The following is a 12,386-nucleotide window of genomic DNA, read 5'->3' on the forward strand; positions in this document are numbered from 1 at the left end:
AGAGGTGAACAGTATGAGAAAGAACCTTACACAAAAGACAACACGAGATCGTTACATCTATGTCCTTCTTTCGGATACAGGAACTTTATTTTCTAAACTTATAAAAGGCTTCACAGCCGCTCCATATAATCATGCCTCTCTCGTATTAGACGCAGATATGAACGAAATATATAGCTTCGGTCGTAAGCAGGCAAATAACCCACTCGACGCTGGATTTGTGAGGGAAGATGTTTATGAAGGAACGTATAGCCATTTTCCAAATACAAGATGCCTGTTGTTGCGTTATGAGGTGACACCAGAGGAACGGAAGGCTTTAAAAGCCGTGATCGGGAGATTTGATTGTAATAAAGAGCACTATTCATATAATTTAGTTGGATTGGTCGGAGTACTGCTAAATCGTGATTTGAAAATAAAAAATTCGTATTTCTGCTCACAATTTGTAGCTGAAGCGTTAAGAGAGGGTGGCATTAATGTATGGGATCGCCCATCCTCTCTTGTCACTCCGAATGATTTTTTGAAAAATAATAAGTTTAAAGCGGTGTATGAAGGTTATTTATACGACTATCCAAAATTGGATGCATCACGTATTCATTACGCGAATAGATACCAAACTCGTACTGAAGCTTTAAATGTTAATTGACCCGGTGCAATAGGTGTAGAAGCGCTATCCATCGCCATTGCCGCCTTGAAATGGACGGGCTCTGCACCTTGTGAAAGCTCCTTTACGTCACAAGGAATAGCTGACAGGGCAACACCTAACGCATCAGCAATAGTTGTTGCTTTCTCGCCTGCATGTCGAACCGCTGCCGTTAATGCCTGCTGCTCCGCGATTGCCGAATGTGAGGATGCGAAGGAAATATTCGTAATCGAATTAGCTCCGCTTTCTACTGCCGCATCTATGACAGCACCTGCTCCTTCGACCCCGTTCAAATGAATCTGGAGCAGGTGTGTAACTTTATACCCTCTGAAAACTTGGCGACCAGAATCATAGTCATATTGTGGTTCTATGTCATAAGTTACTGTTTGTATCTGTTCACGGGGGATGCCAAGACCCGTTAAAGCTTCAATTACTCCTGTAATAATGGCACTGTTTTCACTTTGAATTGCTTTAACATCTTTTCCTTCCTTTACAGCACCAAGCGTAATGAGTGTGCGGTCTGGAGCAACGGAAACCACCCCCTCACCAACAACTTCTATTTTCATATCGCATGTAGATTCGCTATTTGTCCCTTGATTTTTAGCTGCAGAATGTAACATATTTATCATTCTCCCTTCATGTCGATTAACGTTTCTATTCTTAAGTATGGAGGAAAAAGAGATCTCATTCAACTTCATATGATGCCTCCGAAAGATATAGCTTGACCATCACGACCTAAGTCTAGTTAAAGATAGGGCTAGAGAAGAGGTGATATTCCATCCCGAAGACTGTCACGTACAAGCACTGTTTTTTCATACAATTAGTGGTAATTAGTGTGTGAAGGAGTCGTGAATGAGATGGCAAAAGTGACGAATGGAGCAGATATAAAGGGGCAAGAAGCGGAAATAGAAAAAGCGGGAGAAAAAGCTACTTGGTTTAGCGGAGAAAAATGGTTAGTAATAACGGGGGTATTAGGATTTGTTCTGGCACTTGTATGTGGAATCGCTGCGCTTATATATGGAACTGATGTGAAACCAGGCTCGGGACTTCTGAGAGCAGCTTCATTTAATGCAGCGCTCGGTATCTTTTTGGTATCGACGGCAGCTATTATCCCATTTTCCGGAATTGGCCGCAAGGGAAGGACATTTTTTCGATGGTCGTATATCTTATCTGCTCTTTATTCTTACTTCGCAGAAACGGTGCAGCATTGGCGTGGTGTTAACCCTAGATTTGTAGAGGATGGCTCAACGTTTGATATAGTCATTGGAAATTTATTTGGTTTTGTTGCAATGCTGCTTGCCGTTTTTTATTTGGTATTAACGATTCAATTTTTTCGTCAGCGTGCTTATCGAGCATATCCTGAGTTTGTTATTGGAATTAGATACGCGATGATTGCTGTATTGCTTTCTTTTGCAGGCGGGTTCGTGATTGTGGCTAATGGCGGAAGGTTTATTGGACTTGAGGGCAACTTGATATGGATGCATGGTTTAGGTTTTCACGCACTTCAAGTGTTGCCGTTTATCGCTTGGCTGACACTTGGATCCGTGCTGACGAAGAGGATCAAACATTCGTTGATCCACATCTCTGGTATTACCTTCATAGGTGGGTTAGTTGCAATTGGCGGGCAGACGCTACTCGGTCAACCTTTAATCGAATGGTCGCTACTCCCTCTTACAGCAATTGCATGTTTTCTCGTTGTAACCGCAGCCGGTGCACGATTGTTGTATGATAAATTATTTGGTTTCAGTGGTACCTATGCTAAAGATAAGAAGACAAACGCGTAATACCATTTTCATAAAACAGTATATAAGTATGTTCTATTGTCCATTAAATCTATGCGCTATAATGTTTGTAATAGTGATGAGTAGGTTTCGGATAATAGGAGTAGTGACATATGAATAGTGAAGGACAGAGAAAAGGTAAGATCATGCGATTGTTAGAGATCTTATTCGTATCGACCAAACTGGGATTGACCGCATTCGGAGGTCCTGTTGCTCATCTTGGTTACTATCATGAGGAATATGTGAAACGACGCAAGTGGCTTGATGAACGAACGTATGCTGATTTAGTAGCATTATGCCACTTCCTTCCTGGTCCTGCTAGCAGTCAGGTAGGAATGGGGATTGGCATTATGAGGGGAGGCCTGCTTGGAGGTCTCTTTTCCTTTATCGGGTTCACGATGCCATCTGCAATTGCTTTGACATTGTTTGCATTTCTTTCGAAAAGTATGGACTTAGGACAGTCTGGTTGGTTGCATGGACTTAAATTAGTAGCTGTCGCTATAGTTGCACAAGCAATATGGGGAATGGGGCAAAAGCTTGCGCCAGATCGAGCAAGAGTGACGATAGTAGCTCTTGCAGCAACATTTGCATTATTATGGCCAACGACACTAAGTCAAGTTGCTATTATCGTAGCTTCGGGGCTTGGTGGCTTGTGGTTGTATAGGCAGCGGGAGTTCCACGCCAATACTGAAATGGTTGTTACAGGGCCAGCAATAGAGAAGCAGGCAGGAACTAATCTAAAAACAGTAGAGAAGAAAGTGACGATAGCTAAATGGACTGCTATATTGTTTTTGGTGACCTTTGTTAGTTTGCTGTTTTTACTTCCGCTTATAAGAGAAGCAGGAATAACAAGTTATACGTTGTCCTTGTTCGATAGTTTTTATCGTGCAGGCTCGCTTGTTTTTGGCGGCGGGCATGTGGTGTTACCACTGCTAGAGCGTGAAGTTATTCCGAATGGATGGGTAAGTGAAGAACAATTTCTTTCGGGGTATGGTGCTACTCAAGCGGTACCTGGCCCACTGTTTACTTTCGCCGTCTATTTAGGAGCAATTTCAGGTGGCTGGTGGGGGGCTGTTATTGCTCTCATTGCTATCTTTCTGCCAGCATTTTTGTTAATTGCAGGCACGTTACCGTTTTGGAATACATTACGAAACATGCCGAGAGTACAGCGAGCGCTTTTAGGTGTGAACGCAGCGATTGTAGGCATTTTGGTGGCAGCTTTCTACGACCCCATTTGGACGAGCGCGGTCTTAACGCCACAAGACTTTGTATGTGCGATGTTTTTGTTCGTAATGTTAGCTTTTTGGAAACTCCCGCCATGGATCGTTGTAGTAGCAGGAGCTGTTATAGGACAATTAATTAGCTGGTTAGTATAGTTTTTAATAGATTAGTACCATGAGTAAGCGCTAATTCACACCCCCAGTTTAGAGAAATTGGGGGCGCTGTCTCATCAATGATAAGTTGAGTTAATGAATAAGCAATAACCAAATATAAAGCCCGAGCAACGTAATAAACAGAACAGGCAACGTTAAAACGATACCAACCTTAAAGTAGTAACCCCATGTAATACGGACACCTTTTTTAGCTAAAATATGTAACCATAGCAAAGTAGCTAAAGATCCGATAGGTGTTATCTTCGGCCCAAGATCTGAGCCTATTACGTTAGCGTATATGAGCGCTTCTTTGAGCGCACCTTGAGCAGAGACACCGTCGATAGCAAGTGCGCCGATCAAAACGGTTGGCAAGTTGTTCATAAAGGATGACAAAATAGCAGCGATAAAGCCCGTACACATCGTAGCAACAAACAGTCCTTGATCGACTGCCCACTGCAATACGAGCCCGAGTTGATCGGTTAATCCAACATTGCGTAAACCATATACGACAACATACATGCCGATAGAGAAAATAACGATAGACCAAGGTGCGTTTACGATAATTTCACGAGGTTTAATGGCTGGACTTCTACGAGACGCGATAAGCATTGTGATCGCTGCAACGCCAATAATAAACGATAATGGAATTGCAATTGTTTCGCTAAATAGATAAGCGATTAGTAGGGCAGCTAATACATACCAAGACAGCTTGAACAACCGCTCATCCTTAATGGCTTCACGCGGTTTTTTAAGCTGCGTTATGTCATAGTTTTGTGGTATGCTTTTGCGAAAAACAATGTAGAGAACAAGTAAGCTTGAGCCAATTGCGAATAAATTAGGTACGAACATACGACTAGCATATTCGGCAAAACCGATATGAAAGAAATCCGCGGAAACGATGTTTACTAGATTGCTTATAATAAAAGGTAGTGAAGCAGTGTCAGATATGAAGCCGCTTGCCATCAAAAAGGGCAATATCATCCTTTCATCGAACTTTAAAGCTCTGACCATTGCTAATACGATTGGTGTCAAAATTAATGCAGCACCATCATTTGCGAAAAAGGCGGACACCGCTGCCCCTAATAGAACGACATAGATGAACATGCGTTTGCCGTCACCTTTTGCAAATCGTGCCATATGTAGTGCTGACCATTCGAAAAATCCGATCTCGTCGAGAACTAATGAAATGATCATAATGGCTACTAGTGCTAGCGTAGCATTCCAGACGATGGCAGTAACATCCCACACATCTTGTAAGGTGACTACTCCTAAAAGCAGTGCTAATACAGCACCGCCAGTTGCAGAATAACCGATATTCAAACCTCTGGGCTGCCAAATTACAAATACGATTGTTACGATAAATAATAAACACGCTAATATTAGCATCGATGATGCCCCCTATATATCTATAGAATTAATTATATTAATAATTATTTAATTAAGGCAATAATGAAATTACGTATATATCAAGCGTTTAAAGAAACAATAATAGTGTGAGAATAGCTTAGGGAAAGGAGCACAATCGATGGACTTTACACTTGGCGCAGAAGAGGTTGTTCGCCGCATTAAACAACTGCAATCGAGTGGAAGCTCGATTAGCAAAAAGCAAGTGAAGCAGAACGATCCAGAGCTAATGCGGAATGCGCTTTTTTATTTTCCTAGCTGGGAGCATGCTATAAAAAACGCGGATCAGATTTAAATCGTCCGATACATAAAAATGTTTGATTAAATTAACCATGTTCAGCAGAGCTTATAAGACATGCTGAGCATGTTTTTTTTCGTTAATTAGTGATGCAAAGTCATAAAGAGCAATCGATAAGAAACGATACATCATTAAAACTGCTAGAATAGAGACAAGCATACCAAATCATTGGATGGAAGGAAGATGGTACATGGCAACACTTAAACCTTTTATATTTTCAGAAAATGCGAGAGAACAAGCGGATTTCTACATTGGAGCACTCGGAGGAAAGATCAATTCCGTCATGACGTATGGTGATTCTCCTGAGGCAAACGATGCCGTCAAAGACAAAGTTATGCATATGTGCTTCGATGCAGGTGAAGTAACCTTCTTTATGGCAGATGCATTTGAACCTATAACACGTGGGGATGGTTTTAGTTTAAATCTTGAATATGTATCTGGATCGGAAGGCCGCAAAGCATTTGATAATCTTGCTATAGGTGGGCAAGTGAAACAGCCGCTTGAACCGGTGTTTTGGGGTGGCATGTATGGGGAAATAGCGGATAAATACGGTGTTTTATGGATGATTACTTGTGGTGAAGAAGGTTAGTCGAAACTAGATCGAATTTTATTATAATCGAATATTACCTACTGAAGAACAAGCGATTGTGATAGCGTATAGTCATTATTTAATAGTTACGAAGGGTATGATTAACAATGACTATGAACCTATCACAATTACCTTTAACAATAACAACGATTAAACAGATATTACAGGATATCGGTGTAGAGAAAGGAATGACATTACTCGTTCATACTTCACTTAAGTCAATGAATCGGTGGATTGTCGGCGGTGATTCTGCCGTTGTATTAGCACTTGAGGAAGCGATAGGCTCTGAAGGAACGTTAGTGATGCCGACGCATACACCAAATTTAACAGATCCAACTACTTGGTCCCGTCCACCTGTGCCGGAAGAGTGGTGGAATATCATTAAATCTGAGATGCCTCCATTCGATAAAGATTTAACACCGTCAACCTCAATGGGAGCGGTAGCGGAATGCTTCCGTAAGCAAGCTGGTACTCTTCGCAGCGATCATCCGCAAGTATCTTTTGTAGCTAGAGGTATAAATGCTGAATGTATTACGCAAGAGCACTCGCTTCATTATGGACTAGGCGAGCAATCTCCGATTGCACGCCTATATGATAAAGATGGTTACGTGCTGCTGCTCGGCGTTAGTTACGAAAATAACACTTCGCTTCACCTTTCGGAGTATAGAGCCAATTATGCATCGAAGGTACAAATGAAACAAGGTGCGCCGTGTTTTGTAGATGGTACTAGAGAATGGGCTGTTTTTGATGATATAGAGTTTGATTCAGATGACTTTGACACAATAGGCCAAGCTTTTGAATTGGAGACTAAGGCAGTACAGATCGGGAAAATTGGAGACGCAACAGTTCGTCTTATGCGCCAAAGAGATTTAGTGGATTTTGGTGTGAAGTGGATGGAGAGTAATCGGAAGTAGCTTTTTCTACCAAAGTTAACAAAGAACCAAACGCAACTAGCGACATTCGCTGCTTGTGTTTGGTTCCTTTCGTTTTTCGTATAAAAAAATGAATTAAGAAGTGGCCTTAAGTTCCTTTTGCGCTTGTGAAGAAGGAGTTGTATTACTTGCTGTCATCTTACTGCTGCCATTAAAGATGCCGCCTGGTTCAATAATGAGAGATTGTGCGGTTAAGTTGCCGTTTAATATGCCAGAAGAACAAATCGTTAATTTACCTGTTACCCGGGCGTCTCCATTTAAGTTTCCAGCTAACACAAGGTCTCTCGCCGTAATATTTGAGTTTGCGCATCCCTTTTCACCAATAACGATATCACCACTCGAAATAATGTCACCGATGACTTTTCCCTCAATGCGAATGCTCGCTTCGGATTTAATTTTCCCCTCAAATACTGTTCCCTCTCCAATCAATGTGTCGGTAGAGTCAGGATTGATTTTGCTGCCGTTTTTATTTTTGAACATGGTCACTTGTCCTCTCTGTCTTCTTTGATATATGGTCTCGGATCAACCTGTGTACCATTAACGATCACCTCATAATGCAAATGAGGACCTGTACTGCGGCCTGTGTTGCCAAGTTCGCCAATGAGCTGTCCCTTTGTTACTTTATCACCGACTTCTACAAGTCGTTTATTGAGATGGAGATAGCGAGTTTCAATGCCACGGCCATGATCGATGATGATGTTGTTACCTTGAGGATAAGTATTCTCCGACAATGTAATGACCCCATTTGCTGAAGCATAAATAGGGTCTCCCCGATCGCCGCCTAGATCAAGTCCTGAATGCAGCGACGAACGTCCAGAGAAAGGGTCCCTGCGCACCCCGAATGTAGATGTAATCTTTCTTGAGTCTGCGGGCCATATCGTTGGTGTTATTTCCAATATGTATTGATACTTCTTAATTCCTTTGATCGTTGCTTCCAAACTAGGCTTCATATCATCCATAGCAAGCGACATAGTAGTGAGGTTTTGCAGCGTATGGTCTGCCTTGGCATTAGTAGTGGAGCTTAGTAAAGGGATTTCTTCACCGCCTGTCCCACCTTTGTCAGTTGGACTGCTAGATGAAATGCGAACTGTTGAATCTTCTATACCTGCTATTTCTTTTAATTGCAACTCAAGTTCAGAAATATCAGTCAATTTACTCCGTACTTGTTCCGCTTGTACAGAGACGGCGAATAAATCTGCTTCTAATGTGCCAATTATCTCATCTCGTTCAGTAAGCAGTAGCTCATAATTTTCCTCAGAAGATGCAAGTTGATTGCTGAGATCTTTGAGATGGGCAACTTTTCCCGAAAATAAATAAATAAAAAGGATGGAACAGATCGTAAGTAATATGATCGTAATCGGAATAAGAGTTAAGATGAGTCCAGTTACGCGATAACGCTGGACTGTTTGATTCGCATCCGGGATAACGACGAATGTGAATCGTTTAGACATCCACTTCATAACACGCCTCCTAAAACCTCAGTTACATTTTCAACCACTTATTATTCGACATCTCTCCCCTAAATTCCTTTTTTTCGAGTAAATGTGAAATTATCACATAAAAATAGATGGTGATTGTCGCTAAAAGTCATATACGCAACAATTGAATTTACCCCGTGGCTTTCAAGTGTTAATCTATTGAAATAAGAAACACATCGTTGTTTAGGTATAGTCGAAACGGAGGAGCTTATGGAATGATCAAATGGGATGGTCACACACACACGCGCTTTTGCTATCATGGAAATGATGCTATACAAGAACTGTATTTAGATCGTGCAATTGAGCTAGGTTTTGAAAGGTATACGATGAGTGAACATCCGCCTGTGCCCCTTCAATGGATTGATGATAAGAAGCTTTGGGACGAGCTTGCTATGCCTGCTGAGGAACTTCCCGACTATATGGCATATGCAAAAGAGATGAAGCGTCGTTATGAGGGGAAGATTGAAGTCACAGTTGGCCTCGAGCTCGATTATTTGCCTGGACAACTCGACTTTACAGAACGAATTGTAGATAAGTGGCATAAAGATTTGGAGGATGTCGTGTATTCGGTACATTATTTACCGGGAGTTGGCGGAAACCGTTGCATGGACTACACGGCTGATGATTTTAAATTAAATATACTACCGTATTATGGCACGATGGAAAATGTCGTTAATGAATATTACGACCGTGTTGAAGCAGCGATCGAATGGACAGCGCAATTGCCAATGCGGAAACGAATTGGTCATATTAATTTGATTGAGAAATTTCAATCGGAGTTGCCGCCTATTGATGAAACATTGATTAAGCGGAGACTTGAAGGAGTATTGCCTCTGTTAGTTAAGTCTAATGTCGGTATTGATGTTAATATAGCTGGACTTCGCGTTCCGACTTGCGGGAAACCGTATGTACCAGAGTGGTTTATTACAGAATGCAGAAAGCTAGAAATTCCATGTGTGTACGGTTCGGATTCGCACAAGCCAGATCAAGTTGGCTTGGGCTGGGATTGGTATAGTGAGCAGATGCGACGTCCTCTTCTATAGAAGGATTGAGTATAGACAAACGAATTTTTTGCAGAAGGAAGGGCCTAAGGTGGAGAAACTAGAGAGACAAGAGCGCAATGTTAACAATGAAAGAGTAATTATAGAAAAAGTAGCGACTGATAATCGAGATCTAGCAAAGTTAGTTGTAGAGTTAGATCAGTATCTGCAAGGATTATACCCTCTGGAAGCTATATTCGGAGTAGACTTTAATGATCCAAAGACAAAGGAGATGACTTTTGTTGTCGCCTATTTAGGTGAGGTACCTGTCGGTTGCGGCGGTATTCGGCGTCTTGACACAGAGACGGTAGAATTGAAGCGTTTTTTTGTAAAACCTGAGATTAGACGGCAAGGTGTTGCCAAAAAGGTGCTGGCGTATTTGGAACAGCAAGCAGCTGAACTTGGTTGCACAGTGATGCGCCTTGAGACAGGTGAGCTGCAAGAGGAGTCGGTTCTATTTTATAAGAAACTAGGCTTTTATGAAATTGATCGATTCGGTGAATACATAGATTGTGAAGAGAGCTACTGTATGGAGAAACGTATTGCGGAGTAATTACATTTTGGTATGTAACGTGGCTCGAAATAAAAAAATATTATGGAATATCATCCTAAGGATCAGTTCATAACTGATTCTTTTTTTGTGTTGTAATACTTTCGCCATGTTCGCATTTGGTATGTTCTGGCATGATGAGAACAGGTTAATCGTTAGTAGCAGCGCTCTAAGGCGCGAATTTCAATGGTTCCGCAGTGCCGAGCGAAGTAGGCATCGGTATTCTGGGCGACTGCACAATATTAATCTACCAATGTAGTTACACTTAATCGAGCAACAAATCAGAACTGGATCTTCGGAGGAACTGTCAGGTATAAAGATACACCGTTTAAGCAAGATGGCGGAAAGTAACTTGGCCACACCTGTCGGACTTTGTAATCGGAGGATACCGAAGAGAGGAACTATGCTGAGCAAAACTATAAGAAGCACAAACTCGCTAATGATAGAAAGAGTATCTAAAGCTAGTTTGATGCCGAATAGTCTGCTAGCTATAACCGCCCTTCTTAATCCGATTCCGTACTAGATGGGTGGACGATTCCTACCGTAAGATCAACCAAATGAAAATGAGGTGCAAGCATGAAAAAAATAATGACAACAGTAACTGTAAAATCGGATGAACGAGGTTTGCTTTTTCATAAAGGTAGCTATAAAAAGGTATTACAACCGGGAACTTATCGGTTTGCCGCATGGTCTGGGCATTCTGTACTTATACAAGATATAGCAAAACCTTTTACGGTACACGGCAAAGATACAAATCTGTTCCTTCATGACAATGAACTACTTCAAGAGCTAACGCTCGTTGATGTGCAAGATCATGAATATGTACTTCACTATGAGGGAGGAAGATTCGTTTCGTTGTTGTTGCCAGGAAGCTATGCTTACTGGAATACGCTCAAGAAACATAGCTTTGTTCGTGTAGATGTGCGTAATCCCGAGCTGCCGAAGGAGTTGACGGCATCCATTCCTTCGAAGCTGGGAAGTTATTGTACTGTAACGGAAATCGCTAATCATGAGCGGGGTATGTTGTTTTTTAACAATACGTTTCAAAGGGAGCTTGGACCGGGTAAATATTATTTTTGGAAAGGTCCTGTAAGTGTTGTAGTAAAGACGGTTGATCTACGCCAGCAACAGTTGGATATGACAGGTCAAGAAATAATGACGGAAGACAAAGTGACTCTTCGCCTTAACTTCGTCTGCCAATATCGGATGAAGGACCCTATGAAATTTTTAGAGATTAGAGGGTTTGAGGATCAGATTTACATCATGCTTCAGCTTATATTACGAGAGTACGTCGGTACGATGAAGCTCGATGATCTGCTAAGGGTGAAACAGGAAATTGGAGCTTATGTACTCTCGAGACTAAATGAACGAAGTGAGAACTTTGGCTTGGAATTTCTGTCTGCTGGCGTAAAGGATATTATTTTGCCTGGAGAAGTTAAAGACATTCTAAATACGGTTTTACTTGCGGAAAAGAAAGCACAAGCTAATCTCATCACTCGTCGGGAAGAAACGGCCTCAACTCGTAGCTTGCTCAACACTGCAAAGTTAATGGAGGAGAACGGAACGTTGTATCGTCTCAAAGAGCTAGAGTTTCTAGAGAAGATTTGTGATAAGGTGGGCCATATTTCTCTCACTGGTGGCGGGAATTTGTTAGAGCAGCTGAATGCTTTGGTAGGTGTTAGAAATGGCGGAACGCAGTAAAAAGGGGGGAGATTAACTACTCGAAAGTGAGAGGTTGATCTCCTTTTTTACTTGCATCACTTATCGCTCAGCGTACCATTCTTCACGAAGAATACCCATTCGAATGGAATCAAAGTACTCACCGTTATATGGCTGACACTTTCTCATTCTTGCTGCCTCAATTGGCCTACCCCGCACTCCGTTCAAATGCAACGATCCATTCACCTTTAGTTGCCGCATAACCTGCGTCGCCTTCAACAACGAGACCGGAGAGGCCTTTAACATCTAAAAACTCTTGCCGTGATCCGTTATCGAACTCTAACGTAATGTAATAATATGTTCGAGATGAGCTGGTCGTATGCCCAAAATTATTGTCGTTATTGCTATGCATCGTACTGCTATGCTGAACGTCCATCCGTTTCGCAACGATTCTAGCATAAGAGCTTTGCTGTGGTGCTCTGGAATTACGGAAATGATTCATCACACTGTATCCAATAGCTCCAACGATGAATACAAACACAATTACGAATAGGATTGGAAATAGAGTTGCCATTAGATTAAAGCTTGTGTCGAATGAATCACTAGGCCCAAATGATCCCATATGAAAAGTCCCCCTCACAACAG

The 12,386-nt window shown here is 41.8% G+C and carries 14 protein-coding genes and 1 pseudogene; 9 read left to right on the forward strand and 6 right to left on the reverse strand.

The window, feature by feature from the left end:
- The first annotated feature begins 13 nt into the window (after positions 1-13).
- A complete protein-coding gene (locus I6N90_RS19175) occupies positions 14-640 on the forward strand; it encodes a hypothetical protein (RefSeq protein ID WP_197937272.1) in 627 nt (208 codons plus the stop codon).
- Here I6N90_RS19175 and I6N90_RS19180 read toward each other — a convergent pair.
- Positions 592-1,257, reverse strand: coding sequence for an SIMPL domain-containing protein (locus I6N90_RS19180; RefSeq protein WP_197937273.1), 666 nt, complete (start codon positions 1,255-1,257; stop codon positions 592-594). The two genes, I6N90_RS19175 and I6N90_RS19180, sit on opposite strands and share 49 nt — an antisense overlap.
- A 237-nt stretch (positions 1,258-1,494) precedes the next feature.
- Here I6N90_RS19180 and I6N90_RS19185 point away from each other — a divergent pair, with 237 nt between their 5' ends.
- Together I6N90_RS19185 and I6N90_RS19190 are read left to right on the forward strand one after the other, a co-directional pair.
- Positions 1,495-2,421, forward strand: a complete 927-nt coding sequence (locus I6N90_RS19185; protein ID WP_232243166.1) for a hypothetical protein — start codon at positions 1,495-1,497, stop codon at positions 2,419-2,421.
- Positions 2,422-2,531: 110 nt separating this feature from the next.
- The gene (locus I6N90_RS19190; protein ID WP_197937274.1) at positions 2,532-3,794 is read left to right on the forward strand and encodes a chromate transporter; all 1,263 of its coding nucleotides are present in this window, start codon (positions 2,532-2,534) and stop codon (positions 3,792-3,794) included.
- Between the two features lie 90 nt (positions 3,795-3,884).
- Here the strand turns inward: I6N90_RS19190 and I6N90_RS19195 are convergent, their stop codons facing one another.
- A complete protein-coding gene (locus I6N90_RS19195) occupies positions 3,885-5,177 on the reverse strand; it encodes an arsenic transporter (protein ID WP_197937275.1) in 1,293 nt (430 codons plus the stop codon).
- 139 nt (positions 5,178-5,316) lie between these two features.
- Here I6N90_RS19195 and I6N90_RS19200 point away from each other — a divergent pair, with 139 nt between their 5' ends.
- The 3 genes from I6N90_RS19200 to I6N90_RS19210 all read left to right on the forward strand — a co-directional run bounded on the left by I6N90_RS19200 (position 5,317) and on the right by I6N90_RS19210 (position 6,996).
- A complete protein-coding gene (locus tag I6N90_RS19200; protein ID WP_197937276.1) occupies positions 5,317-5,490 on the forward strand; it encodes a hypothetical protein in 174 nt (57 codons plus the stop codon).
- A 193-nt stretch (positions 5,491-5,683) separates the two neighbouring features.
- Positions 5,684-6,082 (forward strand): VOC family protein, encoded by a 399-nt coding sequence (locus I6N90_RS19205; RefSeq protein ID WP_197937277.1) that lies wholly within the window; start codon positions 5,684-5,686, stop codon positions 6,080-6,082.
- 107 nt (positions 6,083-6,189) lie between these two features.
- On the forward strand, positions 6,190-6,996 hold the full coding sequence (locus I6N90_RS19210; RefSeq protein ID WP_197937278.1) for an aminoglycoside N(3)-acetyltransferase: 807 nt from the start codon (positions 6,190-6,192) through the stop codon (positions 6,994-6,996).
- A gap of 93 nt (positions 6,997-7,089) precedes the next feature.
- Here the strand turns inward: I6N90_RS19210 and I6N90_RS19215 are convergent, their stop codons facing one another.
- Positions 7,090-7,494, reverse strand: coding sequence for a bactofilin family protein (locus tag I6N90_RS19215; RefSeq protein ID WP_197937279.1), 405 nt, complete (start codon positions 7,492-7,494; stop codon positions 7,090-7,092).
- 2 nt (positions 7,495-7,496) lie between these two features.
- Positions 7,497-8,474, reverse strand: a complete 978-nt coding sequence (locus I6N90_RS19220; RefSeq protein ID WP_197937280.1) for a M23 family metallopeptidase — start codon at positions 8,472-8,474, stop codon at positions 7,497-7,499.
- Between the two features lie 233 nt (positions 8,475-8,707).
- Between I6N90_RS19220 and hisJ the strand changes: the two genes are divergently transcribed.
- The 3 genes from hisJ (at position 8,708) to I6N90_RS19235 (ending at position 11,783) form a co-directional block, all read left to right on the forward strand.
- Positions 8,708-9,535 carry a histidinol-phosphatase HisJ gene (hisJ, locus tag I6N90_RS19225; protein WP_197937281.1) on the forward strand — a complete coding sequence of 276 codons (828 nt, stop codon included), beginning with the start codon at positions 8,708-8,710 and terminating at the stop codon, positions 9,533-9,535.
- A gap of 49 nt (positions 9,536-9,584) precedes the next feature.
- Positions 9,585-10,085: a GNAT family N-acetyltransferase gene (locus tag I6N90_RS25305; RefSeq protein WP_332262478.1), complete on the forward strand. Its 501-nt coding sequence runs from the start codon at positions 9,585-9,587 to the stop codon at positions 10,083-10,085.
- A 582-nt stretch (positions 10,086-10,667) separates the two neighbouring features.
- Positions 10,668-11,783: a slipin family protein gene (locus tag I6N90_RS19235; RefSeq protein WP_197937572.1), complete on the forward strand. Its 1,116-nt coding sequence runs from the start codon at positions 10,668-10,670 to the stop codon at positions 11,781-11,783.
- 60 nt (positions 11,784-11,843) lie between these two features.
- Here I6N90_RS19235 and I6N90_RS24890 read toward each other — a convergent pair.
- Together I6N90_RS24890 and I6N90_RS19240 are read right to left on the reverse strand one after the other, a co-directional pair.
- Positions 11,844-11,933 (reverse strand): annotated as a pseudogene (locus I6N90_RS24890) (GNAT family N-acetyltransferase); the annotation flags it as partial.
- 16 nt (positions 11,934-11,949) lie between these two features.
- Complete coding sequence (locus I6N90_RS19240) at positions 11,950-12,363, reverse strand: DUF2500 domain-containing protein (protein WP_232243168.1); 414 nt, start codon at positions 12,361-12,363, stop codon at positions 11,950-11,952.
- Positions 12,364-12,386 lie beyond the last annotated feature (23 nt).

The organism is Paenibacillus sp. GSMTC-2017 (assembly GCF_016019935.1).
Lineage (GTDB): Bacteria > Bacillota > Bacilli > Paenibacillales > Paenibacillaceae > Pristimantibacillus.